The 26,933-nt window shown below is 64.6% G+C and carries 21 protein-coding genes and 4 pseudogenes; 10 read left to right on the top strand and 15 right to left on the bottom strand.

The window, feature by feature from the left end; translation table 11 throughout:
* The first annotated feature begins 456 nt into the window (after positions 1–456).
* Entirely contained in the window at positions 457–738 is a 282-nt protein-coding gene (locus ACNUDN_RS29475; protein WP_099245370.1) for a hypothetical protein, read from the top strand.
* 22 nt (positions 739–760) lie between these two features.
* Here ACNUDN_RS29475 and ACNUDN_RS29470 read toward each other — a convergent pair whose 3' ends face one another.
* The 8 genes from ACNUDN_RS29470 to ACNUDN_RS29435 all read right to left on the bottom strand — a co-directional run bounded on the left by ACNUDN_RS29470 (position 761) and on the right by ACNUDN_RS29435 (position 10,737).
* Entirely contained in the window at positions 761–1,069 is a 309-nt protein-coding gene (locus ACNUDN_RS29470; RefSeq protein WP_099245368.1) for a hypothetical protein, read from the bottom strand.
* Positions 1,066–2,373 (bottom strand): hypothetical protein, encoded by a 1,308-nt coding sequence (locus tag ACNUDN_RS29465; RefSeq protein WP_233211118.1) that lies wholly within the window; start codon positions 2,371–2,373, stop codon positions 1,066–1,068. The genes ACNUDN_RS29470 and ACNUDN_RS29465 overlap by 4 nt, the downstream gene beginning before the upstream one ends.
* A 5-nt stretch (positions 2,374–2,378) precedes the next feature.
* The gene (locus ACNUDN_RS29460) at positions 2,379–2,723 is read right to left on the bottom strand and encodes a hypothetical protein (protein WP_011896095.1); all 345 of its coding nucleotides are present in this window, start codon (positions 2,721–2,723) and stop codon (positions 2,379–2,381) included.
* The gene (locus ACNUDN_RS29455; protein WP_041801080.1) at positions 2,723–3,115 is read right to left on the bottom strand and encodes a hypothetical protein; all 393 of its coding nucleotides are present in this window, start codon (positions 3,113–3,115) and stop codon (positions 2,723–2,725) included. The genes ACNUDN_RS29460 and ACNUDN_RS29455 overlap by 1 nt, the downstream gene beginning before the upstream one ends.
* 160 nt (positions 3,116–3,275) lie before the next feature.
* Positions 3,276–3,752 (bottom strand): hypothetical protein, encoded by a 477-nt coding sequence (locus ACNUDN_RS29450; RefSeq protein ID WP_041801081.1) that lies wholly within the window; start codon positions 3,750–3,752, stop codon positions 3,276–3,278.
* A 197-nt stretch (positions 3,753–3,949) separates the two neighbouring features.
* The gene (locus tag ACNUDN_RS29445) at positions 3,950–4,585 is read right to left on the bottom strand and encodes a hypothetical protein (RefSeq protein ID WP_431961324.1); all 636 of its coding nucleotides are present in this window, start codon (positions 4,583–4,585) and stop codon (positions 3,950–3,952) included.
* A gap of 301 nt (positions 4,586–4,886) precedes the next feature.
* Entirely contained in the window at positions 4,887–5,858 is a 972-nt protein-coding gene (locus ACNUDN_RS29440) for a DUF4192 domain-containing protein (RefSeq protein ID WP_011896099.1), read from the bottom strand.
* Positions 5,859–6,117: 259 nt separating this feature from the next.
* Entirely contained in the window at positions 6,118–10,737 is a 4,620-nt protein-coding gene (locus ACNUDN_RS29435) for a helicase-like domain-containing protein (RefSeq protein WP_419125355.1), read from the bottom strand.
* 167 nt (positions 10,738–10,904) lie between these two features.
* Here ACNUDN_RS29435 and ACNUDN_RS29430 point away from each other — a divergent pair, with 167 nt between their 5' ends.
* Positions 10,905–12,140: an IS256 family transposase gene (locus ACNUDN_RS29430; RefSeq protein ID WP_419122949.1), complete on the top strand. Its 1,236-nt coding sequence runs from the start codon at positions 10,905–10,907 to the stop codon at positions 12,138–12,140.
* Positions 12,141–12,157: 17 nt separating this feature from the next.
* Here the strand turns inward: ACNUDN_RS29430 and ACNUDN_RS29425 are convergent, their stop codons facing one another.
* Positions 12,158–12,337, bottom strand: a complete 180-nt coding sequence (locus ACNUDN_RS29425) for a hypothetical protein (protein WP_419125356.1) — start codon at positions 12,335–12,337, stop codon at positions 12,158–12,160.
* Positions 12,338–12,943: 606 nt separating this feature from the next.
* Here ACNUDN_RS29425 and ACNUDN_RS29420 point away from each other — a divergent pair.
* Positions 12,944–13,360 (top strand): annotated as a pseudogene (locus ACNUDN_RS29420) (integrase core domain-containing protein); the annotation flags it as partial.
* 6 nt (positions 13,361–13,366) lie between these two features.
* On the opposite strand, the gene ACNUDN_RS29415 reads toward ACNUDN_RS29420, so the two are convergent.
* Both ACNUDN_RS29415 and ACNUDN_RS29410 read right to left on the bottom strand, forming a co-directional pair.
* Positions 13,367–13,948, bottom strand: a complete 582-nt coding sequence (locus tag ACNUDN_RS29415) for an RES domain-containing protein (protein ID WP_234935307.1) — start codon at positions 13,946–13,948, stop codon at positions 13,367–13,369.
* A gap of 280 nt (positions 13,949–14,228) precedes the next feature.
* Positions 14,229–14,618, bottom strand: a complete 390-nt coding sequence (locus tag ACNUDN_RS29410; protein ID WP_013470149.1) for an antitoxin Xre/MbcA/ParS toxin-binding domain-containing protein — start codon at positions 14,616–14,618, stop codon at positions 14,229–14,231.
* Between the two features lie 673 nt (positions 14,619–15,291).
* Between ACNUDN_RS29410 and ACNUDN_RS29405 the strand changes: the two genes are divergently transcribed.
* The 4 genes from ACNUDN_RS29405 to ripB all read left to right on the top strand — a co-directional run bounded on the left by ACNUDN_RS29405 (position 15,292) and on the right by ripB (position 20,136).
* On the top strand, positions 15,292–16,149 hold the full coding sequence (locus tag ACNUDN_RS29405; protein ID WP_011767917.1) for an ICP22 family protein: 858 nt from the start codon (positions 15,292–15,294) through the stop codon (positions 16,147–16,149).
* A 157-nt stretch (positions 16,150–16,306) separates the two neighbouring features.
* Complete coding sequence (locus ACNUDN_RS29400) at positions 16,307–17,278, top strand: sterol desaturase family protein (protein WP_011767916.1); 972 nt, start codon at positions 16,307–16,309, stop codon at positions 17,276–17,278.
* 338 nt (positions 17,279–17,616) lie between these two features.
* Positions 17,617–18,840, top strand: coding sequence for a L,D-transpeptidase (locus ACNUDN_RS29395; protein ID WP_011767915.1), 1,224 nt, complete (start codon positions 17,617–17,619; stop codon positions 18,838–18,840).
* A 522-nt stretch (positions 18,841–19,362) separates the two neighbouring features.
* Complete coding sequence (ripB, locus tag ACNUDN_RS29390) at positions 19,363–20,136, top strand: NlpC/P60 family peptidoglycan endopeptidase RipB (RefSeq protein ID WP_011767914.1); 774 nt, start codon at positions 19,363–19,365, stop codon at positions 20,134–20,136.
* A gap of 63 nt (positions 20,137–20,199) precedes the next feature.
* Here ripB and ACNUDN_RS29385 read toward each other — a convergent pair whose 3' ends face one another.
* The 3 genes from ACNUDN_RS29385 to ACNUDN_RS29375 form a co-directional block, all read right to left on the bottom strand.
* A complete protein-coding gene (locus tag ACNUDN_RS29385; RefSeq protein WP_233211103.1) occupies positions 20,200–20,796 on the bottom strand; it encodes a winged helix-turn-helix domain-containing protein in 597 nt (198 codons plus the stop codon).
* Positions 20,797–21,321: 525 nt separating this feature from the next.
* Positions 21,322–22,242 carry a M56 family metallopeptidase gene (locus tag ACNUDN_RS29380; RefSeq protein ID WP_011767912.1) on the bottom strand — a complete coding sequence of 307 codons (921 nt, stop codon included), beginning with the start codon at positions 22,240–22,242 and terminating at the stop codon, positions 21,322–21,324.
* Positions 22,239–22,604 carry a BlaI/MecI/CopY family transcriptional regulator gene (locus ACNUDN_RS29375; RefSeq protein ID WP_011767911.1) on the bottom strand — a complete coding sequence of 122 codons (366 nt, stop codon included), beginning with the start codon at positions 22,602–22,604 and terminating at the stop codon, positions 22,239–22,241. Before ACNUDN_RS29375 ends, ACNUDN_RS29380 begins: the two co-directional genes overlap by 4 nt.
* A 380-nt stretch (positions 22,605–22,984) precedes the next feature.
* On the opposite strand from ACNUDN_RS29375, the gene ripA reads away from it, so the two are divergent.
* Together ripA and ACNUDN_RS29365 are read left to right on the top strand one after the other, a co-directional pair.
* Entirely contained in the window at positions 22,985–24,394 is a 1,410-nt protein-coding gene (ripA, locus tag ACNUDN_RS29370; RefSeq protein WP_011767910.1) for an NlpC/P60 family peptidoglycan endopeptidase RipA, read from the top strand.
* 360 nt (positions 24,395–24,754) lie between these two features.
* A pseudogene (locus ACNUDN_RS29365) lies at positions 24,755–24,982 on the top strand (response regulator transcription factor); the annotation flags it as partial.
* A 388-nt stretch (positions 24,983–25,370) separates the two neighbouring features.
* Here ACNUDN_RS29365 and ACNUDN_RS29360 read toward each other — a convergent pair.
* Positions 25,371–25,498 (bottom strand): annotated as a pseudogene (locus ACNUDN_RS29360) (peptidoglycan hydrolase RipC); the annotation flags it as partial.
* Positions 25,499–25,784: 286 nt separating this feature from the next.
* Here ACNUDN_RS29360 and ACNUDN_RS29355 point away from each other — a divergent pair.
* Positions 25,785–26,714, top strand: a pseudogene (locus ACNUDN_RS29355) (L,D-transpeptidase).
* Positions 26,715–26,933 lie beyond the last annotated feature (219 nt).

The following is a 26,933-nucleotide window of genomic DNA, read 5'->3' as shown; positions in this document are numbered from 1 at the left end:
CGTAGATTGCTGAGTCACACTGTGCTGCAATCGTTTTCGAGCATCGGCTTATCCGCCGTCACGCTTCGCGTGACTTTGAATGTCACTGTCTTGCAGACGGTTTCGCGCTTCGCGCTCAACACCTGCATGCTTCCTCGTTTCCATTGCCTTACAGTCACTTTCGGAATGCTACGCATTCCTTTGTCACATCTACAGTGTAGCAACAGTTTTCGGCTTTCCGCCACCTTCTCAGTACAGCAGTATCCGGCTATCTCCATTGCCGTCCAATCAATTACGTTCACGCTCTTCGACCGCCGTCGCTACACCCTAGCGCTACTTCCCTCATGCCAATAACGCTTATCGCTGGTCTCGACGTCTCGCACCCCCATCCGCCAACACCCCCCACGCTGGCTCCGCCAGCCCGCCCAGCGAGAAAGTCGCCCGCACAGCGGCACTCTCGCATGTAACGTCAGCCACATGAGCGACATCAACGCCTGGGCGTATGACGACGGGGATCGCCTCATTGCCGACCTTCGAATCGAGTCCGCCGCGGTGCGCGCCATTGGACACCGCGTACTGGAGTGCACCGAGACCGTGGTCGGCGACGGCTCCGCGGCCGCGGACTTCCTTCGGGACCTTGCGGCCCAGATCGAGGCGATCGCGAACGCCGCTCAGACAACGGTTGGGCACGTTGCCGTGTACGGCGAGTCCATGCGGTCCGTCGATGCCATGGGCGACAGGTTGATTCGCGGTGAATAGTGATCGAGCGTGAGGCCGCGGTCTATCGCGTGGCGGTGCCAACCTGCGGCATCAGTGCGCCGACGCGTATGACGTCGTACTCCGACGTTGAGGCAATCACTTCAGCATCGGCGGCGACTTGATCTGCGACCGCGGTGGCGTCCAGCACCGCCGCACGTAGCGACTCGCCCAGATCCTCATTCAGATAACAGCCGGCACTTTGGTGGGCTCGCAGCATGGACCTAACCTCAGCGGCTGTGTAGGTGATGTGACGCACCGTGGTGGTGGTCTGGGTGATCGTGTAGCAACCGTCGTCGTGACAGTGCGCAGCGCTACTGTCGGCGAGGCTCACGGGTTGTCCTCCGTTGCACAGATCTCGAATTTTGCTGGTCGGGACAGGACGGTCTGGTCGACACCGTTGTAGACCTCGTGGGCTTTAACGGTGGCCGCGGCGATGGTGAAGCGCTGACCGGACTCGATGCCCAGGGCGCGGCTGGCGTTCCACACTATGGTGTGCCCGTCCTCGGCGATGGCTACCAGGAACGTCGTGTGGCCCCAATCGCCCTCTCGGTAGATCACAGTCTTTGCAGTGGCGGTAATGCCCTTGACGCGTTCACCGATCTCTCCAAGGTATCCGGCGACGACGGGGTGGGCTTTGCGTTCGGCCTCTATCTGCTGCTGGCGGGCGTACACCTTCACTAGCGAGCCCAGGATTCCGACGTTGCGCCCAGAAACCGTTTCCCCGCCCAGGAGCACGCGCAGGTTGCGGCCGTAGTCGCTGTCAGCGGCGGTCTCGGTCACGGCCGCCTTGATGGCGGCGATCAGGTCGATGTCGGCCAGATACTGGCTGGCCTCGGCGGCCTTGGCTCGGTAGTAGCGACGGTCGGCATCACGCAGGCCTTCGATGTTCGCGAACAGGCTGGTGCGGACTCTGCTGACGGTGGAAATCTCCGAGTACATTCCTGACGGCACGTAGGAGCGGCCACGGTCAGAGTGCGCGAACGCGAATGCCAGCACTGCGTCGATCGAGGCACCGTAGTGTCGTGAACCGACCCCACCGTCGATGTCGTTGCGGGTGAGGTCTTCCAGTTCCTCGTCGAACGTCAGAGACCACAAGCCTTTCGGCCGGACGCCGGTGTAGAGCTCGATGCAGGAGTGCCCGAGCTGCAAGATGGTTGCGTCACGCTCATCGCGCACGAGGTAGAGCCGGGACCGGCTGCGCTCGACCTGGCAGTGATCGCAGGTGTTGTCGCCACGCGGGCTGTATCCGTTGAGTTCCTGCCCCGGGGCCGAGTGCACGGTGATTCCCGCCTGCTCGGGTACCAGGACGGCCACGAACGTGAAGTGGCCGTGCCGCAGGGTGAGCGGCCCGACGAGAGTCGCCCGGACCCAGGGCTCGACGATGTAGGCCGGTTCATGCTGGCTCATCACGGCGCGGTCGACGCGAACGGCCTTCTTGACCTCGAACTCTTCGTATTCGATCTCGAATCGCGCATCCAGGCCCGCGTGGGCCAACCGTCTGTTGGCCTTCGCGATCTTGGCCTTGAACGCTTCCAGGTTGTGGGCCGGGATCTCCCACGTCTGTGTCTGCTCGTCAGGCTCCGCCGACCCGGCGGCGCACTGGCCATCTGTTCCGCGGGTGCTGTCTGTTCGCATGATCGTCACCACTGCGTCGGCGCATCGAGCGCGCGGACCGGCTGAGCGAACCACTGGCGCATGCTTGCTGCGGCTTCGTCGCTGTCGCCTCCGTTACCTATGCCGCGCCACACGACCGCGCCGAGCTGGGCTTCTCCTGTGCCGTCGTAGTCGGTGTAGTTGACAAGGGCGCAGTAGCGGGGCCGCTGCGTCGAGACAGTGAACCTGGCGACCACACGGTTGGCTCCGCGAGTCCATTCCAAGGTGCCGTCGCTCTCGGGTTCGGCGATGCTCCAGCCCTCACGCGCTGCGAGGCTGACCAGTTCAACCAGCGGGGTCACTGCGTTGCACGCCGGTGCTGCGGCGCCCATCAGGCGACCTCCTCACTGGTGAGAACTTCACGGACCGGTGAGGCCAATGCAAGGCGTTCAAGAGTGGCGATCTGTTCACCTGACAGCCCGATCGTCCTACCAGCCTCGCGGCTGGTGAACACCGCGGTACCGAGGACGGGGAGAGCCTGTCCAAGCCGGGTCGCGATCCTGGTCGCGGTCGTGTTGATCACCCCGGTCAGTGAGGCAGGGTCGTGCCGGTCGATGTAGACCAGGATCTCCTCATCAGTCCACACATCGATCGCCTCGGAAAGCTCCGACAACGCAAAGATCCGGCAACCAATCTGATAGCACAGCGCCGAGGCGGCGCTATCGAACTCGTCGAGCACCAGCGGCACCACCGACATCGCGCCGTCGGTACCCACCCGAACCATCACGGGTGAATTCTCGTCAATCACAATTTCCCCTTCTACTGGGAGTCCAGGGCCCGCCTTGGTGCTTGCCCCTCACGACAAGTCAAACCCTACCGCCCTAATCGCTCTCGCGGTAGGCATATACGCAACGCCACAGAGCGAATGAGAACAGCCCCCACTCCTACTGCTCATCCTCGGCGCTGGCGCGACGGTTTATCAATAGGGCCAACTCGCCGAGCACCGCTGCGAGCGTCACGTCTCCGGGATGATCCAAGTCCAGCTCGTACTCCCTCCCGAGAAACTCCGTCCAGGCGCGTCCGGGGATAGACACCTCCTCGGCAGGTGCCGCCCACAGCAACCGTTCGATCTGCTCAGCAAGTGCCGCTGCACTATCGGCGATATCCTCACGAACATCAGCATTGTGCTCGTCGTGTTCCCGGTAGTCTCCTGCAGACACCGAATCCGAGTCCAGCACGCTAAGCCGGTCGAAGTCGGCCTGCAATGTCGTCAACGCCGGAAGCAGCGCAGCAGCTCCCTCACGCACGCGCTGAGCCAGCTGCCATGCAGCGCGACTGTCGTCACCGACGCAGCGGCGTTCCAGCTGCACCGCCATCGCCACCAGCCCGCCGTGTCCCGCGCGCTCTTCGGTGAAAGTCATCGAATCTCTCCCTCTTGTCAAACCTTCGGAAAGCATGGGCCCGCCCAACCTGCTTGCCCGTCAACACTGTCGACACTAGCGGCGACGCCCTCCGACATACCCAGCAAGGTCACGACCCCTCCCCACCCCTGTGCCGGGTGGGGAGGGGTCGTGCAGTGGTGGACGCTGTTGGCGCAGCGCCCACCACTGCTCACTGCTCACTCGTCGTCGACTCCCATAACCTCGTGGCGATTGATCGCCCCGTACAGTTCCCGACTGCTGAGCTCACTCAGTGCGTCCGCAATCAGCGCGTCGTCGACGTCGTCACTCGCAGCGTCCGCGCTGCTGGCGCTCACGCGCACCGTGACCCGCACGCGCGCCTCCACCTCGACGCGATACTCCCGCACACGCGCTCGCAGGCCCTGCTCACGCATGAAATCATCAAACCGGCTACACAAGTCGTTGTCATCAGCGTATTCATGTGCGGCATCGACGATGCGCTCCAGTCGCTCTCCATGAATGCGCAACTCGCGCTGCGCCGTGTCGCGCTCCTTAATCGCGACACGGCATGCCCACCACCCGGCGGCCACTGCCGAAACCCACTGGGGCATCACCCCCGCCGCCGCGCTTGGCTTCACCTTCACCTCCCACATGGACCCCGACAACACTGATCCCGCGCCGTCGAGCGGCACCACAGCGCACCGCCGCTCACCGGTCGGTGAACCGTCCTCTACGACCAGCCACCCCTGTGTCGGCCCGGCGTCACCTGATACCTCCACCACCGAGCCCGACTCGACACCGTTGCCCAGCAGTTCGCCCACCGGCCTCTCGGCAATCTCCGTCTCCGGTTCCATCACAGCAGTCATTTCGATTCCCCTTCCGTGGGAACTCTGCGGGCCAGCCGGTCGCGTGCCCGTCACCAGCGATTCTACCTGCCACGTCCGACCGTTTCACACTGAATCGCGTTGGCACACAACGTCTGCCTCTGAATTCACCGACACCTCCCCATCCTTGTGCCGGGTGGGGAGGTGTCGGTGACAGAACATGCGCCAAGTCGTTTGCGCGGCGCACCGATGCCCCCCGCAGGGAGGTGGCGAAATGCCACTGACTGCCGGCGCCATCGGCACCGAGGCGCTCGTCACCTCCCTGCGCGGTTCAGCGCATCGGCGCCGGACGTACCTGTGCGACCACCTGGCGGATCTTGTCCGGCTCTAGGCCGGCCTCCAGCGACATCCGAAGCATGGCCGCCATCCGGTGCGTGGGAGCCTCGGATAGCGCCGCATCCACGGCTACACCGGCCAGTACACCGTCACCGCGCACGTAGGCCGATACCGCCAGCAGGGCCAGCGCCTCCGCACGCCACGCACCGGGCAGCACTCGCGCCAGCACCGTCCACAGATCTTCCGCAGCTGCCGCGGTCGCGGTGTCGGCCAAGGCGAACAGCTGATCTCGGACCGCGATGTCGGTCAAGGTGGCGCCGACGGCGGCCAGCTCGGCATCCGCAATGGCCGCACCCGCTGCCAGCCGACTCGCCACCGACGTCGCCGCCCGCACTGCTTCAGCCACGTCGACCTGTCCCGCGACCGCTGACTCGACGGACTCCAGGATCGACGCGACCGCCCTCGCCCGCACGGGGTCCACCGCGATCAACGCCTTGACCTCCGAACGGCTGCGATAAAGGCGCTGCCCGCTGGCAACCCTGATCGCCGCGATCTCCGACGCCATCGGGTCCCCGAGAGTTCCGGAAACCCCGCACCCGTCAGCACAGTGCCACTGCCCGCCGGCCTCAATCCGGTCGATGGCCAACACCGATAGCAGCTCAGTCCCACACTTCTGCAACGCCGCATCGAGCTCGCGCATCCACGCCTTGATCTCCTCCCCGCACATCGCGCAGTGCGCCTGATCCTCGGACACCACCACCGCCACGACGCCATCGGCAGCCCACACCGGCTGGGCTCCCACCATCATCGTCACCCCGTCCGCTCTCACATCGGCCAGATCGGCGCGCAACACACAACCCAGCGACCCCCCGACAACAGTCACCAGCACCAACGATTCACGCGGCGGGAATCCAAGAACAGGAGCGATGGCCTCGATGAGCTTGCCCGGTTCGCTGATAGCACGCATGACAGTTCCCCTCTCCATGGGATTGACGGGCCAGCCCGAACGCGTGCCCGATACGTCCAATTTTACTGTCGCCCACCGACAGAACAGTTCCCCCACCACCGCCTGCTGCCGCCCCCCCATTGTCGGTCTCCAAGTCGCTCCCTCCCCCACCCCGTGCCGGGTGGTGGAGGGAGCGGAGACGGTCCGGTGGGTGGTAGCCTCGCCACCGGCGGCACCGTCCTGCATCACCCCTCGATGTCAGGACGGTGCCGCGGCTCGCTCAGGCTGCGGTGTGCTGGCCCTCAGTGTCGGACAGTTCCGCTGCGATGGCCGCATTGACCTCGGCCAGTTCTGACCGGGCGGCGGCCAGATCGGCCGGCTCGGCCAGATCGGTTCCCGCGATCACAGTGCGGGCAGTGGCCGCCTGCTCGGCATACTCACCTCTGCGGGCGCGGGTCTCGCCGAGCTCGTCATCAATGCCGCCGATCCACGCAGCGACCATGGCCTCCGACCAGGCTTTGACCGCGCCGGCTCCACGGCGCCAAACCCGGCCCGGTACCGCCTCGGCCCACAGAGTGCGATACTCGAACGACAGCACCAGCCGCCGACCCGGGTCGCTGTCCTCGATGCGTATCCGTACCCGGCCATCGCTCCAATCGCGCCCATATCCCGAGAAGACCCGGCCCGGCTCACTCTGAGTGCATGCCCGTTCGGCAACCACCGACAGATCGATCGCGGCCATACCCGAGCTGTGGGCGGCGAACTGCCCGAGCCTGTCGATCCGCTCGTCGGCGGCCTGCTGGCCGGCTTCTGCGCGGGCTGCCTGGCTCAGCAGGGTTTTCACGTTCTGCTGGACGGTGACGTGTGCCAGCCGCAACTTGCGGACCCTGGTGGCCAGTTCGTGCTGACGCAGCAGCAGATCATTGCCCGCCGCGGCGGCTTTGAGCTCCCCGAAGCTCAACGTGCCGTCACCGGACAGATCCTCGATCTCGCGAGCCTGACCGTCGACGCGGTAAAGCTGCTCGAATCCGCGGGCCTTGCGCTCGACGATGCCGAACATGTACGCGTCGAAGGTGCCTTCGGTGACGTAGGAGTAGATGTCGACCACGTCGTGCTGATTACCGTTGCGCACCGCGCGGCCGTTGCGCTGCTCCCACGCCGCCGCGGTCCAGGTGGGGTCGACATGGTGCAGCGAGTGCAGCCGGTTCTGGATATTGGTCCCGATGCCGACCTTCGGCGTCGACCCGATCAGGACCGCCACCCTGCCGTCTCGGCATCCGGCGAACAACGCCTCGCGTGCCTTGGGGGTCGTGGCTTCGTGAGCGAACCTGATCATGGCGGCAGACACCCCGCGTGCGATCAGGGCTTCGCGTAGCCGCCCGTAGCTCTGGGTATCACCCGGGCGTGGGGTCCCCAGATCGCAGAGCACTAACTGGAATGCCCCCGGCGTCGCCGATCCCCGGTACACCAGGTCTCGGGTGGCGTGGTGGATCTCGGCGACTCGATCAGCGACGGCCCTCAGCTTCGGGGCGGTGTCGCTCCGGTGCTCTTCGGACAGGTCCCCACCCCTGTCGGCGGCGCTGTCGATGCCCACCAGGTGCGGGTCCAGGGCGACCTTGCGTCCATCACCACAGATCAGCAGCATGTTGTCGGCATCCGCGCTCACAACTCGTTTGCGCAGCGCATCAGCACGGGTCACCAGCGTGTCCATGAATGCCTGCTGCCGTGGTGTGGGCGTGGTGACCTCGGTGTGGCGGCGCACCTCCGGCCGCGCAAGCCCCACGCTGTCAGCGCGGACCATCGACATGAACTCCGCGAGCATCACCCGCAGCTCGGGCACGTTCTGGATCACCGAGGGCCGGCGCCGTGACCGGAATCCCGCCCCATCGGGGCTGGTTTCGATCAGCACCTCGTAGCGCACGAACTGCGCCGCCCAGGCGTCGAAGTGGCCCAGGCCGGTGCGGTCGAGCTGGTCAGGCGCCAACATCTGCTGCCACACGAAACCCTCGGCCAACGTGTTGGTAAACGGCGTGCCCGTCATCAAACACGCGTGCGGCCGGTCGGGATGAGCTCGCCGGAGCATGGCGATCTTCAAAAACAGGTCGAGTGCGCGTTTCGAGGACCCCAGCGAAAACCCCTCTGCGCGTGTCGTCACCGGCAGGCGCCGGAACTTGTCGGCCTCATCGACGATGAGATAGTCCAGACCCAGATGCGAAAACATGACCGCCTGCGGGTCGTTGTAGGCCGACCGCAGCCGCTCAATCTTGCCCTGCAGAGCCCGCACCGCGGCCGCGATCCGTTTGCCGGCGTGCCCCACGGTGCGCCCGTAGTTCTCCAGCTCGCCGAGCTGATCTTCAAGCCACTGCCGTTCCACACGGGCCGGGACCGGGATCGAGGAGAATGTCTCGTGGGTCATGATGACCAGATCCCAGTCCCCGGTCGCACATCGGGCCGCGAACCGCCGCCGCGCGTCACCGTGGAGATCGTTGCGGGTCACGATCAGGAACCGTCCCGCCGGCCACGCCTGGTATGCCTGACGAGTTGCCTGTTCTATCAGATGATTGGGGACGATCATCCCCACGCGGTTTACTATTCCGAACTGCCGCAATGTCATTGCGGTAGCTACCGCGGTCAGCGTCTTACCTAAACCGACCTCATGGGCACAAAACGCTGCCGGTGTTGAGACGGCCCTGTCCACGAAATCGCGCTGCCACGGCCATAGTTCGATGCCCTGCGCCAAGCTCGGGAACGTCAGATGCGACCCGTCGTGGTGACGCAGCACCCGTGCGTTCATTGTGTCGTTGTAAGTCTCGACGATTCGACGCTCACGCTCGGCGCTCTCCCAGACCCACACCGAGAATCGTTCCTGGATCGCTGCGAGCTTCTGCTCGGCCGCTTCGGTCTGATCGGCGTTGCGCACCCGTCGCCGCGTCCGCGACTCTGAGTCATACACCTCATCCCACACCACCGGAGCGGCGCCGTTGAGACCGATCTGCAGCAGCTCGAAACCGTCCATCCTCTCGGTGCAGTAGTCGATCTGAGCCTGCGCCGCCATCGACCGCCGGCTGCCCTCCACGTCCCAAGCCGCCAGCGGAGCTATGTGTTCGACCCGAGCGCGCGCACCGAACACCTCACGGCAGAAGTCCGCGACGTCGCCGGCACCCACCCATGGCGATCCCAACTCGATGCGGATCTCGTCGCGGCCCAGCCATGCCGGCTGCACCGCCTCCAGGGCGGTGACGTTGCGCTCATAGCGGCTATCGGCCGCCGCGGCGGCCAGCGCCTCCCGCAACTTGCTGCGTACGTCACCAGACAGGTAGTCACGGGCGAGCACCGGCCGATCGGTGTTCGGCTCCCGGTAGACGAGATCCCCGAGCAGGTCGAACGCGCGCTCAGCGTCGGTGAGGCCCAGTAGTGCGGCCACCCGGTCAAGGTCCAGTCCGCGTCCCTCACCCAGGCACACCGACAACGCCTCCCCAGGTGTGTCGGCGCTGGTCACCGGCTGCGGTCGTTTGTTGACCCGACGCGTCAGGATCGGCGCCGGCTCAGCCTCGCCGCTGTCCTGGTCGAACACCTCCAATGCAAACACCAGCGCCGCATCGGGGTCCCGGCGGAATCCCGACAGCGTGGCAGCGCGCCACCCCAGGCGTGGCATCCCTGTTTCGGGATCCGGCTTGCCGGTGGTGGCCACGCCCCGGTTGAGCGCCCCGAACCTCTCCACGTACTGCGCGTAGGCCAGGGCGCACTGCGCGCGACACGGCTCTAGCACGTCATCAGGGGTGTCCCAGTCCGCCTCAGCCTCGATCAGCGCCACCGCCGCGTCGCGTAAGCCGATCAGTGCGCGCAGCTCAGCAGTAGGCCGTTTCACCGGCTCCAGCGCTCCGTCGACAACCTGGACCACCTGAGCGTCGACGAGATGAAACGATCCCTCTTTGCGGCCCTGATCGTCGGTCAGCCGCACCTCGCCGAGGTCGTCGACGGCATCGCTGTCGGCGCCGTAGGCGACCAGGCGGGGAGCCACCGCCGCGAACGCCGCCTCTACCGCCGCCGCGGGGTCCTGGGCCTGCACCCTCAACGGCTGGCGGTCGAACCCGGTCAGGGCCATCCGGCCGGCCACCAGTTCAGGGTGCGCCGCCCAAAAGGCGCTGACCCGCTCCCGGCACAGCCGCCCGGATACCGTCTGCTCAAGAGTCACCGGGGCCGCACCATCGCCGGCCGACCATCCCAGCTGCTCGTCGTCACCGTCGCGCACCCGCAGCACCAACACGTCGGCGACCACATCAGTGCCCACGCCCCCGAAGTAGCCCGACGGCAGCCGCACCGCCGCCAATAGGTCCGCCCGTGCGCCGATCGCACTCGACAGCGCGCGGGCACCATCGAGCGTGTGCCGCGACGTCACCACCACGACATAGCCGCCGGGCCGCACCGCGTCGACGGCACGGCGGATGAAGTACTCGTGCAACGGGCCGTAGAAGCTACACGCGCCGTCATGCACCCGCGCTGATGAGAAAGGAACATTGCCGACCGCCGCATCAAAACGACGGTGAGGCAGCGACACTCGCTGAAGTTCCCCGGTGACGATGGTGGCTCCGGGATGCAGTGCCCGGGCAATCGCCCCCGACAGCGGATCGGCTTCGACACCGGTGTAGGCAATCGGCAAGTCCTGCGGGGCATGCTCTAGGAACGCCCCCGAACCACACCCGAGATCGAGCACCGAGCCCCCGGCAAACCCGGCCGCACACAGCACCCCGTAAATGTGCGCCACCAACGCCGCCGGGGTGAAGTAGGACGTATCAACAACCCGGGCCGCCGCCGCCACGGCCTCGCCGGCGATCTCGTCGAGCTCGTCGGCGATCTCGGCCCACACCCCTTCGGGCTGCGCATCGAACACCTTCGCCACCGGCCCCCACCCCGGGAACGCAGCCAGCACCGCGGTTGCGTCCAGCAGCGTGGTGTACGAGTCGGACCTGATCAGCGGTACCGGCGTGTCGTAGCCGAATGATTGAGGGTCATCGCGTGATTCTTCGAGGGACCGTCCAAAGTCACTCGAGCAAAGGAATCAACGCGATGACCACTGCCCACAATATCGACCTGCCTGCCGTGCTGGCCGAACGACTCACCACCGCCCATCCCGACGTGCTGCGTGAGCTGCTGGCCACGTTCATCCACACCCTGATGGGTGCCGAAGCCGACGCACTGTGCGGTGCCGGCTACGGCCAGCGCAGCTCCGACCGGACGAACTCGCGCAACGGGTATCGTCACCGCGAGTTCGACACCCGTGCAGGCACATTGGATCTGGCGATTCCCAAGCTTCGGCAGGGCTCGTACTTCCCGGATTGGCTGCTGGAACGCCGTAAACGCGCCGAGCGGGCCCTGACCACGGTGGTGGCGACGTGTTACTTGCTCGGGGTCTCGACGCGGCGGATGGACAAGCTGGTGGAGACCCTGGGCATCACCAGCTTGTCGAAGTCGCAGGTGTCGGTGATGGCCAAGGAACTCGACACCGCCGTCGAGGCCTTCCGGACCCGCCCGCTCGATGCCGGCCCGTACACGTTCGTCGCCGCTGACGCGCTGGTCCTCAAGGTCCGAGAAGGCGGCCGAGTGGTCAACGTGCACGCCCTGATCGCGACCGGCGTCAACGCCGAGGGCCACCGCGAGATCCTGGGCATCGACGTCACCACCGCCGAGGACGGGGCCGGCTGGCTGACGTTCTGGCGGTCGCTGACCGCCCGAGGCCTCTCCGGGGTCAAACTGGTCACCAGCGACGCTCATGCCGGGCTGGTGGCCGCGATCGGCGCCACGCTGCCCGGGGCAGCCTGGCAGCGCTGCCGCACCCACTACACGACGAACCTGATGGCGATCACCCCGAAATCGTCGTGGCCGTGGGTCCGCACCTTGTTGCACTCGGTGTTCGACCAGCCCGATGCGGAATCAGTTGCGGCGCAATATGATCGGATCGTCGATGCACTTTCCGATAAGCTACCCACGGTCGCCGATCACCTGGAGGAGGCGCGGCCAGATCTGTTGGCGTTCACCGCGTTCCCCAAGCAGATCTGGCGCCAAATCTGGTCGAACAACCCCCAGGAACGGCTCAATCGGGAAATCCGCCGCCGGACCGACGTCGTGGGCATCTTCCCCGACCGCAACGCCCTCATTCGCCTCGTCGGGGCCGTGCTGGCCGAACAACACGACGAATGGGCCGAATCCCGCCGCTACCTCGGCCTCGACGTTCTCAGCAAATCACGTACCGTCAACGACACCCCAAAAGAACAGGAGGCCAACCCGGCGGCACTGACCGCCTGAACCATCACCTCGAAGAATCACACGACGACGTCGTACACCACGTCCGTGGACTTGACCAGCACCGCTCGCTGCCGGTCGTCGGGAACGCCCCCGTCGAGGTCGCGGACCACACCGGCGGCAGCAACCACCCGTCGCGCCAGACTTACCGGCCCCTCGCCACGGACTCGCAACGGGCTAGCCAGAGAAACCACAGACATTCGACACTCCCCTTCGTGGGATCAGCGGGCCCGCCCACACGCGTGCCCGTCACAAAAGAGTATGCCGGAAACCACCGACAAGACCGCCGCAGCTACCCCAATGTAGATTGCCAAACTCCATGTCATATGGCGATGGCTCTGCCTGCGGGTTTCCTGTCTTGCCACGGAGATGACGAACCAGTTTTGCCATCTAAATGGCGAATCCTAGAACCGAACGGTCGTCCATGAAATCGCATCGCGTCAACTGCTGACATCTCGCGAGGAGTCGTTCCTGCAAGACCGTAATCCGGCCGCCGTAACCGCGTGCTCGTCCAGAATCTCGATCGCCGGCTTCCGCCGCGTCCGAGGGATGAACAACGCGACATGCGACCTCTAAGTTATGAGCCGGTCAGTCGCCGCCTCACGCGGTCAGTTGTGTCCTGAATGCCCAGGTCAGGTCACTTAATGCGTCTCCAGTGTCATTCTCGTTCGGCCTCATCTCACGCTTTACGCACTGTTTCGTTCACAAATCCGTTCACACCGGGGCCAGAGTCTCTTGGCTTGGTGGAAGCCGACTGACAGCAGCCGGTGCTCGTCTTCCCACAGCTTCGGGGTGACGCGGGCGGAGTCCTGGGCAATCTGCTCGAGAATGCGCTGCGGCACACTCCACCGGGCGGTTCTGTCGAACTCGGCTGTGTCCGCGACGGCGACCGGCTGACGATCGCCGTCGCCGACAATGGCGAGGGAATCGCTGCCGAATGCATCACCCGGGTATTCGAACGGTTCTACCGCGCCGACGCCGCCCGCGACCGCGAGCACGGCCGCTCTCGGCCGTACCGGCCGCAAACCAACGGCAAGGTAGAAAGATTTCACCAAACCCTCGGCGACGAATGGGCCTATACCCGGCTCTACACCAGCGACGCCCAGCGCTGCGAGCAGTTCCCGATCTGGCTACACACCTACAATTACCACCGCGGCCACACCGCACTCGGCGGCCAACCACCCGCCACCCGCATACCTAACCTCTCAGGTCAGTACAGCTAGTCGCGCTCAGAATATCCGCATGCCGCGCAATCTTGCCGCGTCAACAAAGGGTTTTGTGTGCTTGCCGATGCTGGAGGGTTCTATCTCGGTCACCGGATCGGGGCCAGTCCCGTCGTCTGTACGCCGCAGCCACATCGCGTAGTTGTCGCCCAGCGTCGTACCCCATTTGGACGGGTAAACAATCCCGTGCGGACGCTCCCCGTCGAACAGAACCGTCCGGTCTCGAATCCACGTTGCGATGCCCGTCGTGAGCTTCTTCAGGTCTTCGGATGAGCTGGTCAGCTCGCTGAGGGTCAGGTGCTCGACCTCACACTCAGCCAGCAGAGTCGAGCCCAGCCGTTCGGAAAGCACCGAGATCGATTCGGCGCCAGTGACGTCGACGAACCAACCGCTGTAGGGCAATTGAAGTTCGTAGAGGGAGCGCATTTCCCGCCAGCCCTTCGAGATTGACCGGTAGGGCATCGCCCCGTGCTGTGGCAACTCCTTCGCAACCTGCGCGGCGAACGTCGCGGCGTCATCGGGCTCCACGTCGTCGAAGAGGTCACTCAGCAGCGTCGCCGGCGGGTCCGGTCGGATATACTCCAACACTTCAACGAAAGCGCCTGTCGCCGAGGAACATCCGTATATGGTTCGCCCAGGCGTATCCCATCGCGACCAGTCCTCGACCGGATGTTCACCCGGAACGCGCGGGGGTGGATTAACCGGACCGTACTGCGTCCGAGCCACTCGAAAGACACTCTGACCCGAACTCGCAACGATGTTTAGCCCACTCGACGCGCAGATAGTCGCACCCACCAACGACACCCGCGCCTGCCTCTCTGTACACAGCGAACGGGCTGAGTATAGGAAGAGTCGACGTCACGAGTGACTAGGCATGGTAGGTGTCGGTGATAAACGCGTCCGCGGCGCGAAAGACAGCACCAAACTGATCTTCGCGTAGCAGTTGCGCCGGCGTGATCCCGTCTAGGCGAGGATTCGCAGAAATCAGCCAGTTCCGGGCAACCTGGTCGTTTTCGGCTTCCTCGATCAGCCAGAAGACGGTATGCGTTGCCGTCAGCCGCCGCGCTTTCTCAGTCGAGGGTTCGGCGTGGTTGCGCTCCCCCGGAGGGGTGGCCCACCGGGCTGGCATCGCACGACTTCGTGAACTGGCGATATACGCCGTCAGGGTGGGTCCGAGGCGCGCCAGAAGGTAGGCGACAACCTCGTGGGTGTCCATCCGCGCGGTGTCGTCCCCAGCCTTGATCAACAAGTCGGACATCTCGCGAGCACCTCCTTCGTCAGCAGCGACTCTACAGCGCCTAACCATAAAAGCGGCGAGAATAATCCGCAAAGTGACTCAACAAGCTCCACAAAACATACACATAATGCGCGTTATTTGCCGTCTCAGACACCCTGTCGTGCAGGTAGACGCCCGATTACAGCACCTAAGACGCCGCCGCCACTACCCAAGCAAGTGGCATATCCCGGCGAATGCTCGCGGATGTCGTCGAGGCGCCGTAACGGCACCGTGCAACACGAAATACTCGAAGGACAACGGGCCGTCGCGTTCGCAGCGGGCGATGCGCCTGAGATCAACGTTGACTGCCGCGTGGACGTGGGCCGGTTGGCGGCACCGGTCCGCTATGGACTGGCGGCGACGCTTGAGGTTGCCCCGACCATCAGAGTCGACATCCACCAAGAAGTACGTCAACAATTGCAGGTCCGACTGCGCACCAGGACCCGCCGACACGCGTATCCCGGACGAATGTCTGCGACCGCTCTTCAGCAGCGAGCAACGACCCGCGAAATCGCTACATTCGCCGACGCTAAGTGCGAGCGGGCGTCCTACCGCACGGCCAAGCGGCGGTGGTCGAGACTCAGAGGGTGGCATCGACGGCGTCTACGTAGGAAGACAGTAGTTGATGACAAATGAATCTCGGTCGTGTTGAGATGTGGTGTCATGCAACCGCTGTCGCGGGTGGCGCTGTCATCCTGGTTCGGTGGCGCCAAGGACAGCGAAGAAAACCGACAGCCGGTTGGCGGCTCGGCTCGCCGCGCTCGCATCGCTGGGCGCCGCGGTCATCCACTTCGCCGTCGTACCCACCCACTGGCAGGAGTGGATGCCAGCAGGCTTGTTCTTCGCAACGATCGCACTCTTCCAACTGCTCTGGGCGCGCCTGGTTCTCGCACGAACCACGACTCCTGTGCTTGCTGCCGGCATCATGCTCAACGTTGGAGCCATTGCTCTTTGGGCCCTGTCCAGGACCGTGGGAGCCCCGTTCGGCCCCAGCGCGGGAGAAGCGGAATTGGTCCAAGCCGCGGACCTTTGCGCACTGCTGCTTCAAATCTACATCGTGATGGGCGCCAGCTGGGTGTGGTACCGCGGCCTGCAAGGACAGCCGGTACCGGTGTTCGGCAGCGCATTAGTGCTCATGGGCGCCGTCGGTGTCGTGACGCTGGCGTCCACGGTGGGCGTTGCTTCAGGACTGCAGCACGGCCATGCGCCAGCGAGCGCGGACGGTGGCCACCACGGGACGACCCCCGAGGATGGGCACGGCGAGCACGACGCGACGACCCCCGACGATGCGCATAGCGATCACCACGGCGCTGGCGCCGAGCCCGCGGAGGGTAATGATCATGGGACGAGCAGCGAGCATGTTCAAAGCCCTGACAGCAATCACGAGCCGGCCGCCCCGCCGCCCGTCAACGAGCCTGCCGGCGAGTCGGCTGCACCGGCGACGGCCGAAGTTCCGGCCCCACCCGCGGTGCCTGCGCAGGACGACCACGGCGATCATGATCACCGCGAGTAAACACCTGACTTCTCCGCTCGTGTGAGCACAGGCGTCAAACTAAGCTAACGCATCTCTGAGACCGGTCCTGAGCCGGCACGTGTCCTGGGACCACGAAGCCGGCCTTTAGCCGGATCATTCAAGCGCCGCCGTGTCGGTGACCGCGACGATTCACGGCATGAGCACGACTTCTCCGACATCGACGGCGGCTACCGCGGCCCAGGCGGTGGCCCGCTACGGCTACGTGCCGTTCATGCTGATCGGCCTCAACGGCGCCGGCATCGTCTTCACCGCCGGCGGCGCCCAGAAGTACTGGCTGCTGGCCGTCCTGGTCGTCGCGATCACGACGACGTTCCTGGTAGAGCTGGTCATTCCGTATGACACCGCGTGGAACCGTGACCGGGCCGACAGCACGCGCGACCGCATCCACGTCGCGGTCAACGAAACCCTCATCCTGGCAAGCGTGGCCGCCATCCCGCTGCTGGCCGCGATCGTCCCCGCACCGCCGTTGTGGCCACACAGCTGGCCATTCATCGCACAGGTCCTCGCCGCGATCCTGGTCGCGGACCTCGGCATCACCGTCGTACATCTGGCCAGCCACAAGATCGGTGTGTTGTGGCGCTTTCACGCGGTGCACCACAGCGTCACCCGCTTCTACGGCCTCAACGGCCAGATGAAGCACCCCCTGCACCAAACCGTGGAGATGGCCGCCGGCGTCGCACCGCTGATCCTGATCGGGCTGCCCGTCGACGTAGCCTCCGTACTGGCGCTGGCGGTGGCAATCCAGCTGCTGCAGCACTCCAACGCCGACTACCGCATCGGCCCCGCCAAGTATGTCTTGGCCCTCAACGAAGGCCACCGCTTCCACCACCTCAAATGGGCCGGCGTCGGCGACGTCAACTTCGGCCTGTTCACCCTGGTGTGGGACCACCTGATGCGCACCTACGCCTACGACGCCACATGGCGATTCGACTCCACCCAGCTCGGCATGGCCGCCAAACCCGACTACCCCACCAGCTATCTGCGGCAGATGATCTACCCGTTCACCCACGCCAGCGGCTGCAGCCTCAAGTCCTTGACCACGGCCACGACGGCCGACGGAAACGCGCCGATACCGCCATCCGGCCAAGGCTCGACGTATCGTCTGTAGCCGTCGGGCCCCCGATTCACCGGTGCAGCGTGGCTCGACCCGCTAGCCAGCCTCGCCGCGGTCGACGGCAACGACAGACGGCTCCACCACTTTCGGCTGGGACCAACAGACGGACGCGCCCCCGATTTTGGCGGTTGTGCAAGCCCGAGGAGCCAGCTTTTAGTGCCAGCTTTATCGAATCTTCATCGAAGGACTAAGAAAGCTAAACGACTCAAGAGCACTCTTGAAGGCATACCCGTAAACGGTGCACCGTCGCCCGCGACCGGCCCTCGCGACGCACCAGGCGGTGCCACCGCCCGTTAGCCGATGACGAAGACCCGATACGGAGAGCCTCACTCATGCCGCAGATAGGCTGCCCACCAGCGTTTCGAGCGACGACGCACTGGTTGCGCACGACCGTCCTCGCGGTGGCGGTGCTGCTGATCGCGACCGCCTGCACCTCGTCTCCGGCGGCGGCGCCCACGCCCGACGTCATCACCGACAAGGGCACGCCCTACGCAGACTTGCTCGTACCGAAACTGGAAGCGTCCGTGACTGATGGTGCGATCGGCGTCGCTGTCGATGCCCCCGTGACCGTTACCGCCGGCGACGGTGTTCTCGGCCAAGTGTCGCTGACCAACGAGGCGGGCGAACTTGTTGATGGGCAGCTGAGCCCCGACGGCGTTACCTGGTCATCGGCGGAACCGCTGGGCTACAACAAGCAGTACACTCTGCAGGCGCACGCACAGGGGCTTGGCGGAACGACCAGCACCAGCGCAACATTCGAAACCCATTCCCCCGAAAACCTGACGATGCCCTACGTCTTGCCCAATGACGGCGAAACGGTGGGCGTGGGTCAACCCATTGCGATTCGCTTTGACGAGAACATCACGAACCGGGTTGCGGCGCAGCAGGCGATCACCGTGACCACGAACCCCCCGGTTGAGGGCGCCTTCTACTGGCTCAGCAATCGTGAAGTCCGCTGGCGCCCCGCCGAATACTGGGAGCCCGGAACGCACGTTGAGGTGTCGGTGGAGGCTTACGGCGTCGACTTCGGCGACGGACTCTTCGGCCAGGAAGACGTCACCACACGATTCACGATCGGCGACCACATCATCGCCACCGCCGATGACGCCACCAAGACGATGACCGTGCGGCGCAACGGCGAAGTCGTCAAAACCATGCCCATCTCCATGGGCAAAGCCAAAACGCCCACCGACAACGGCGCCTACATCATCGGAGACCGCTACTCCTTCCTGGTGATGGATTCGTCCACCTACGGAGTCCCCGCCAACTCGCCCGACGGCTACCGCACCGAAGTCGAATGGGCCACGCAAATGTCCTACAGCGGCATCTACGTGCACTCTGCCCCATGGTCGGTGGGTAGCCAAGGCATCGCCAACGTCAGCCACGGATGCCTCAACGTCAATCCAGCCAATGCCCGCTGGTTCTACGACAACACCCGACGCGGCGACATCGTGGAAGTCATCAACACGACCGGCGCAACCCTGTCAGGAACCGACGGACTCGGAGACTGGAACATCCCCTGGGAGCAATGGAAGGCCGGAAACGCCAACCTCTGAGCATCGGAAGTTAGTGACACCGGGCTGACATGCCCGGGTGCCCAGCGTCGCTGAACCCCTTTCTCCGCGGCGCATTTGGGGTCACTCCTGAGACGCCGTTGCCGTACGGGCGGTTGTCGGCGTGGCTGGAGCTCATCGACTCCCCGATGACCGAAGGCGGCGCGCTACCGCCGACGAGGCTTCACGTGACCGCGCGGGGCAGAATTGTTGCTACCCCCGACGACGGCCCATAGTGCCTCCTTCTCCGAGAAGCTCGCACAGTTTGCGTTCATCGGCGCGCTATTCACGCGCGTCCTCCCGACCGTAAAAACGGTTCTAGTCCAGTACTTGCCGCATCCAAACCGAGCTGCCGCAGCGAATTTCACCATTGTAATTATGTGGCTACTGTTACTGGTGGGGCTTTTGTGAGTTACGCTTTTCTACGTAGGAGCTACGTATTTTGGTGCTGCGCCGTACTTATGCGATTCAGCCCCGCTATTGGTGCGTGTGATAGCTCACCGCGCGGCGCACCGAGGAGAAGACATGGAATCACACGTCCGGAGCAAGGGTGCTCCAACTGCCCGCGCTGACCGCTGCGACCCCACAATCCTTGTAGCAGCACAGGCGGTTCGGCGGCTCTCCGGTGTGATCGCCATCGTCGTCTTGCTTTTCCTTGCGTGCGCACCGGTCGCGTCGGCCCAACCTGCCGCCGGCCCTTGGGATCCACTGCTTCCTAAGGTGGCGAGCGCAGGCGCTCCCGGTGATCCGGTTGCCATCGCGAACGCCTCTCTTCAGGCAACGGCCATGGCGACGCAGACCGCCATGAGCATGGGTCGCAACTTCCTCAGCAGCCTGGGGCTCGTCAGTCCCGCCGCGGATCCGTCGACGAGCGTGCGCGGAAACCGGGTCAATGGTGCGCAAGCGATCGAGTACGTAATCCGGAGGGCGGGAACGCAAATCGGCGTTCCCTACTCCTGGGGTGGCGGAAGCCTCACCGGTCCCAGCCGCGGCGTCGACCAGGGGGCAGGCACCGTCGGCTTTGACTGTTCAGGCCTGACACGGTTCGCCTTCGCCGGCGTTGGAGTTCTGCTCCCGCGATGGTCCGGTGATCAGTACGACGCCGGCCGCAAGGTGCCACCCTCCCAAGCGAAGCGGGGCGATCTGCTGTTCTGGGGCCCGGGCGGGAGCCAGCACGAAGCTATCTATCTCGGCGGCGGGCAGATGCTCGAGGCACAGCAGACCGGCGTGCCAATCAAGATCTCCCCAGTGCGCACGTCAGGGATGACGCCCTACGTCGTTCGCATCATCGAAAGCTAAGTCCTCGCCGCAATCTGTCACCAGCTGCATCACTGCGGCGCACCAGGCACTCGCTGCCCCCACTTAGCCGGTCAGACAGTAACCGGTCCCGCGCACCGTACGGAGATACCGCGGTGAGTGTGGGTCCTCACCCAGCTTGCGCCGAAGATTACCCACATGCACCCCCAGAGTGGACCGGCCACCGTCGGACGCATCCCCCCACAGGCTCAGCTGCAATTGACGACACGTCACCGGTTCACCGGGACTCTCCGCCAGCGTGCAGAGAATCTCAAACTCCGTGCGGGTGAGCGGCAATGGCTCGTCGCGGAGGAACACCCGACGCGCGGCCACATCAATACGGAGATCTCCGATCTCACGGCGATGCGTCTCGTCGCCGTGGCCGCCGCCACGTGGTTCGCCGCCGACACCGCAGCGCCTCAGCGCCAGCCGAATTCGCACGTTCAGCGCCTCGATGTCGCCCACACAGACGACCCCGGTACTCACGAGCAGCGGCGTAATATCGCCGTCGCTGAGAGCAACCACGCCGACTTGAGTTTCCTGACGGATGCGGTCAAGCATGGCCGTGCCCAGCCCCTGAGTGCCGACGCCCACCACGACCACATCGGGATCACGCTCGCGCAGCCCTGTGAGTGCAGCACCTGGCGAATAGGCCACCTCCACGGCGAAACCGCCGGCGCGTAAGTGTCGCGCCACGGTGGCCGCATAGATGCGTCGAGGCTCCACCAGTAGCACACGGATGCGGCCAGCGGCCGCCACTGGCGGTACGGAACCAGCGACATAGCGGTGCGACTCGATCGTCGTGGCATTCTCCTAGCCGTTCACGAAAACTAAAGCGCGCCTATGCATCCTCACTGCACCGCCTACGAGACAGCCTACCGCCATCTATGTAGTTACTACGTAGATGGCGCGCCGACCGGGATATTTAGCGCCGGGTCGCGTCATCAACGGCCTTCGGCGTTGATCCCAGCCGTCCTCGCTGATCCAGGCGTTACAGCGCAACCGCCAACAGCAAGCCTTTGCACTGGTCATCTACGGTTTGACTCCGTAGATAATCTACGCTGTGGACGCAGGCGTCAGGCGGTCAGCGAAGACTTTGCTGGGTGGGCCGATACCCGACCGTCGAAGGGTTCTCGTCCGTCGAAGTGCGCATTGGCCGACCCGAACCCGGATCAGAGCTAGGGGCACCTAGTGGTGGCAGAGCACCTGGATGAATGCCGGTGTGGCGAGCATCGTGGCGATGGCGGCAACCAGGAGAGCGCGATGACGCCACTGCACGTGCCGACGCGTCGGGGTGACTAGTCGCTCGGCGCGGGTGATGATCGCCATTGCCGCCGCGGCCAGACCTTCGGCCACCGGAGGTCGGTGACCGGCCAGCGCGAGCAACCCCGCCAGTAGAGGACGAGTGCCGACGCGACGAGCGGCGGTATCGTCGGCGCACATCTCCAGCAGTTCCGCCACAGCCTGATGTGCGCAGGCGAACAAGGGCAGGTGGGGAAGGGTGGCGGCGAGGGCACGCAGCACCATGAGAATGTGGTGATGATGCCCTGTTAGGTGAGCATTCTCGTGGGCCAGAACCGCTTTCAGTTGCGCTCGGTTCAACGATTTCACGGCCGCCGAGGTGACGACGATGGCATGGGGGCGGCCGATGACACAGTAAGCGGCGGGAAGGTCCGCCTCGACGACAACGACGTGGGGATGGTCGGTGGGCCGACCGACGATCCGCGCGGCGTGTGCGTGCTCGTGGCTTCGGGTGCGCAGTCCGGCCAGGCAGCGACCCAGTCGCAGCGCCACGACCGCCGAGGTCAGCAGCCCCCCGCCGATGAGCGCAATAGAGCCGAGGCGTCCCGCCAGCGGGGTGTGATCGGAGAACCCAAACAGTTCCAGGCAGAGGGTCACGACCGAGCCGTCGAGGATGCTGTTTGACGTCGCGTTGACCACCAGCACCACTGCCGCCAGCCATGCCGCAAGCACGGCGGCAACCGTGGCCAGCCAGGCGGCCACACCCATGGACGGGCTGACCCCGCCACCAGTAAGGCGCCGCAGTACCGGTGGAGCAAGCCACGCCAGCACTGCGCCGTAGAGCACCAGCCACAGCGCCGTCGTCATGATCGCCGCCCCTTACGCAGCGCCGCCTTCAGTTGGGCTGATTGCTCTGTACTCATCTGCTCGACAAAAAATGCCAGCACAGTGTTGGTGTCGCCGCCGGAGTCGAAGGCAGCTTTCATCAGCCGCGCCGACCGCTCTTCACGACTCATCGCCGCCCGGTACACATAGGCCTTGCCGTTGCGCTGCCGTTTTAGCCACCGCTTGCGATACAGGTTGTCCATGGTCGACAGCACCGTGGTGTACGCGATTGGCCGCTGCTCAGACAGGTCCTCGAACACGTCGCGTACGGTGACCGGCTCCTGGTGATACCACACCCAGTCCATGACCACCGCTTCGAGATCGCCGAATCCTCGCTGTTCCATCCGCCGCAACTCCTGCTCGCTCTAACGAGGTGGCCGATTCGCACAGGGCGGCACCCTGCAGCCTCCTAATGTAGCCGCCAACAGACCAGATGTCGGGGACCTCGCCGTGGCTGCGCAACCGATTTCGCCCCGGCGTGCGTCATCGAATCGGATCCAAGGCACCGGCACCTCGGGCCAACAGCAGATCCTGCCGGCCGGTCAGGTGTTACCGAGTTGAGACTGTGACAGGCGTTTCTCCTGATGCTCCAGTGATGTACGTTCCAAATACGTACTATGCCACTACGTACTTACAGCGGTAGTAGGCCGTCAGACATGACACGTCGGCGCACTGCCCCGTCCGACTCGCGGCCACCCGGCAGCCGCCCCACTCAGGAGAATTGATGCGGCGCCTCACTTCACTTCTCATCGCCGGGGTACTTGCGTCAATGCTGGTGCTGCACACCTCGGGCGTCGCAACGGCCGGCCACGGAAGCGAACCTGATGGTGACAGCGAAACGGTCGCAGGACTTGTCGCCGCCGTCGCCGAGGTCAACCAGCACGTCGCCGATATCGGCGCGGACATCCAACACAAGCAGGAGAGCGTCAATCGGGCCCTGGTTGAGCTTGCCACCGCCCGCGAGGCGGTCTCCGAGGCGCACCGCAGACTCGCCGACAGCGAGAAAGCACTCGCCGACAGCCAAACCGCCATCGACGCGACGCAGCAGCGTTTCGACGAGTTCGCCGCCTCGACCTATATGAACGGTCCCTCGCGCTCACTGCCGCTGGCAAGCAGCCCTGAAGACATCCTCTCGGCAGCCTCGACGCAGCAGACCTATCTCCTTGCCTTCGGCAGGGTCAAAGACGATCTTCGCCGAAGCCAGACTGAACGCGCCAACCGACTCTCAGCCGCCAAGCAGGCCCGGCTGGACGCCGACGCCGCAGCGGCCGAGGCGCAACGACGGCAGGACGGTGCAGTCGCGGAACTCGTTGCCGCGCAACGCGCATTCACCAATCAGCAGTCCGACCTCACCCGGTTGGCCGCCGAACGCGACTCCGCACAAACCCGACTCACTACTGCCCGACCGGTAGCAGCCACCACGCGCCAGCCCACGGCCGCACAACCCGGTACCCCGGTGCCGCCGAGCGGCCAATGGGACCGCTCCAGCCCGGCACCGGCGGACAGCTCGGGCACCGGCCAGTGGGACACCACGCTGCCGATGGTGCCCAGCGCCAATGTGGCCGGCGACCCCATAGCCATCATCAACGCCGTCCTCAAAATCATGGCGACCTCGCTGCAACTCACCGCCGACATGGGCCGAAACTTCCTCACCAAACTGGGCATCCTCTCCCCCGCGACCGCTGCTGCAGATCCCGGCATCACCAATGGACGCATCCCCCGCCTGTACGGCCGCCAGGCCTCGGAGTTCGTGATCCGACGAGCCATGTCACAACTCGGCGTTCCCTACTCATGGGGCGGTGGCAACGCCAACGGGCCCGCTCGGGGAATCGATCAAGGAGCCAACACCGTCGGCTTCGACTGCTCCGGCCTCATGCTCTACGCCTTCGCTGGAGTCGGCATCAAACTCGACCACTACTCCGGATCCCAGTACAACGCCGGCCGCAAAGTACCGTCATCGCAGATGCAGCGCGGCGATCTCATCTTCTACGGCCCCAACGCCAGCCAGCACGAAGCCATGTACCTCGGCGACGGCATGATGCTCGAAGCCCCCTACACCGGGTCAGTGGTCAAAATCTCCCCCGTACGCAGCTCCGGCATGACGCCCTACGTCACGCGCTTGATCGAATACTGACACCCCGCGCGAGCGCTACGTTGGCCGCGTTGCTGACCAGTCACTCCGCCCCGACTTGGCCGCTGCGAACAGGCTCCTCTATTGCCTCACGCCGCTGCCTGCGGCGCGGCCGGCCAGAAGCGTGGAACAGGGCCGTCGCGCCGGCGGCTCACATCACGACAATGACGGCGCACAGGATCAGCCACGTTTGCCACCCGAGACTGTTCGGGCAGACGTCCATCAGCAAGCGCATATCAGGCCCTCCTCCACAGTGAGCGTCTCCCAGCCGAAGGACGCAATCGGCATGAGTCTCGTAAAGATCTGCTGAAGATCGCGCCGCTTCGTGCGGTCTGCGCCGCCGCGGCTGCTTCAGCGGGCACCATGCGGGATATGGATAACCACCCGGGTACACCGCCTGAGCAGGCGAAGGGATACCGCGCCCTGGTCGTCGACGACGAACTTCCCCTGGCCGAAGTGGTGGCCAGCTACCTGGAACGCGAGCAGTTCGAGGCGGTCGTGGCCGGCAACGGCGTCGACGCGATCGCCGTCGCGCGCGACCTCGATCCCGATGTCGTCATCCTGGACATCGGTCTGCCCGGCATCGATGGTCACATCAGCGTCGTTGTGGACCGCGTCGCTGCTCGCAGCGCTCGGCGATGACTGAGAGTCTGTTGTCGCATTCGAACAGGCAGTGATGAACAGGGCCGACGCTGCCAACGCCGCAAACCCAGTTCCACATCGCTTGTGCTGCATCGCGCATCCTTCTTATACAACTTCGTGACACCAGGCCACGCGGCAAGCGCTCTCGCAGCCTCGGTCCAGCCTCAAGATTCCGAGTATGGGTCGGTTCGTGTCCCGATGAAGACTTGATGAAGAAGCCTCACTGTCCTGTCGGTACGCGCAGCCCTGCCCAGGGCGTCATACCAGCGTCGCGCCGTTGCCCTGTGCCGCCCATCTACTATTGCACTACGTAGATAGTCCGCGACCGGAAGGTTTCTAAGTCGATCTGTGCGGTGTGCATAGCCTCAGTGGTCTGCTCGGCTGGCGGGACAGCTCATTCATGCGGGCCAGTGCGTCCGATGCCGGATCGGCGTTGACGTCGCTGACGACCGCGACACACAGCAAGGTCGCAACAGCGACCGCACCAGCGAACGGGAGATCCGCCGGATCGGTTCAAGGATCACGACGTCGGATGTCCTTTCGTTGCGCAGGAACCAAGTACGGTCTCGATACGTAGATCACAGTTAGGGTTACGGACGTACGTGGCGGTTGTCCACACGGAGCCACTGCCGCACCGCACGGTAAGCGAAATCGGTCAACCTACTGCCAACGTACGTAGGTAGTAGATCTGAAAGTACTCGTCGTGCTTCTTGGGTTGCACGGCGGAAGAATCTAGGCGAGGAGACCGGTTATGGAGCGGCGGCTAGTGCGCAAGCTGGGACTGATGTTGGCCGCGACTGGCCTCGCCGGCGCACTAATGCTGAGCACCGGCTCCGCCGCGGCGGAGCCGCCCCTTCCCGGACCGCCGGCGCCGATCGATCCGATGGCAATGCCGGGATCCCCGCCAGAACCGTTCGTCCTCTCCCCCGATTCGATCCAGGGTCCGCTAAGTGATCCTTCACGGCCGGCGCCCCCGGCTGGGCTTGTTCGCGCCGCCGACGTTCAATCCCGTCAATGGCGCGATGGTCGGTGTGGCCAAGCCGATCATCATCAACTTTTAACGGCCGATCGCCGACCGCGCGCTGGCCGAGCAAGCCGTTCACATCTCCTCCAACCCGCCCGTGCCCGGGAAGTTCTACACGATGAATGACACCCAGCTTCGGTGGCGGCCCATCGACTTCTGGCCCGCCAACACAACGGTGAACATCGATGCCAGCGGGACCAAGTCGAGCTTCCGGACCGGCGATGCGCTCGTCGCAACCATCGATGACAGCACTCACCAGATGGAGATCATGCGCAACGGCAAGCTGGAGAAGACTTTTCCCGTCTCTCTCGGTAAGAAGGGTTACGAAACCCCGAACGGCACCTACTACGTGTTGGAGAAGTTCGCGTATATCGTCATGGACTCCTCGACGTACGGCGTCCCCATCGATTCGGCTGAAGGCTACAAGCTGAAGGTGCAGACGCAGTTCGCATCGACAACAGCGGCATATTCGTTCACAGCGCGCCCTGGTCAGTCAACGATCAAGGCAAGCGCAATGTCAGCCACGGGTGCCCCAATTTGAGTCCAGCCAACGCTCAATGGTTCTATGACAACTTCGGCAGTGGAGACCCGGTCGTCGTCAAGAACTCCATCGGCACCTACAACCAAAACGACGGCGCCCAAGACTGGCAGATCTAACGAAGGCACTCCCAGTAGGTGGTGCGACAGTCAGCAAGGCGCCTTTTTGCCCCCATCACGTACACCTGACGAAGTTCTCGACGTACCAGTCCACCGGGCCGCGGTTGACTCACTACTGGTCGTGGTTGTGATCAACGCCCGTTTCGTGGTGAAGCGACTCAGGCGAAGGAGCCTCGACAGGCGCCGGTGTCGCTGGCGTGCCGGCTGACTCGACGACCG

The sequence above is a fragment of the Mycobacterium sp. smrl_JER01 genome, from assembly GCF_048513595.2.
In the GTDB taxonomy this organism is placed as follows: Bacteria; Actinomycetota; Actinomycetes; order Mycobacteriales; family Mycobacteriaceae; genus Mycobacterium.
This window is presented reverse-complemented; position numbering and strand designations above follow the sequence as displayed.

Coding starts and splice junctions, on each gene's coding strand:
- ACNUDN_RS29475 (WP_099245370.1), top strand. CDS start 457: ATGAGCGACATCAACGCCTGGGCGTATGACGACGGGGATCGCCTCATT.
- ACNUDN_RS29465 (WP_233211118.1), bottom strand. CDS start 2,373: ATGCGAACAGACAGCACCCGCGGAACAGATGGCCAGTGCGCCGCCGGG.
- ACNUDN_RS29460 (WP_011896095.1), bottom strand. CDS start 2,723: ATGGGCGCCGCAGCACCGGCGTGCAACGCAGTGACCCCGCTGGTTGAA.
- ACNUDN_RS29455 (WP_041801080.1), bottom strand. CDS start 3,115: ATGGTTCGGGTGGGTACCGACGGCGCGATGTCGGTGGTGCCGCTGGTG.
- ACNUDN_RS29450 (WP_041801081.1), bottom strand. CDS start 3,752: ATGACTTTCACCGAAGAGCGCGCGGGACACGGCGGGCTGGTGGCGATG.
- ACNUDN_RS29445 (WP_431961324.1), bottom strand. CDS start 4,585: ATGGAACCGGAGACGGAGATTGCCGAGAGGCCGGTGGGCGAACTGCTG.
- ACNUDN_RS29440 (WP_011896099.1), bottom strand. CDS start 5,858: ATGCGTGCTATCAGCGAACCGGGCAAGCTCATCGAGGCCATCGCTCCT.
- ACNUDN_RS29430 (WP_419122949.1), top strand. CDS start 10,905: ATGACCACTGCCCACAATATCGACCTGCCTGCCGTGCTGGCCGAACGA.
- ACNUDN_RS29425 (WP_419125356.1), bottom strand. CDS start 12,337: ATGTCTGTGGTTTCTCTGGCTAGCCCGTTGCGAGTCCGTGGCGAGGGG.
- ACNUDN_RS29410 (WP_013470149.1), bottom strand. CDS start 14,618: ATGTCCGACTTGTTGATCAAGGCTGGGGACGACACCGCGCGGATGGAC.
- ACNUDN_RS29400 (WP_011767916.1), top strand. CDS start 16,307: ATGAGCACGACTTCTCCGACATCGACGGCGGCTACCGCGGCCCAGGCG.
- ACNUDN_RS29395 (WP_011767915.1), top strand. CDS start 17,617: ATGCCGCAGATAGGCTGCCCACCAGCGTTTCGAGCGACGACGCACTGG.
- ripB (WP_011767914.1), top strand. CDS start 19,363: ATGGAATCACACGTCCGGAGCAAGGGTGCTCCAACTGCCCGCGCTGAC.
- ACNUDN_RS29380 (WP_011767912.1), bottom strand. CDS start 22,242: ATGACGACGGCGCTGTGGCTGGTGCTCTACGGCGCAGTGCTGGCGTGG.
- ACNUDN_RS29375 (WP_011767911.1), bottom strand. CDS start 22,604: ATGGAACAGCGAGGATTCGGCGATCTCGAAGCGGTGGTCATGGACTGG.
- ripA (WP_011767910.1), top strand. CDS start 22,985: ATGCGGCGCCTCACTTCACTTCTCATCGCCGGGGTACTTGCGTCAATG.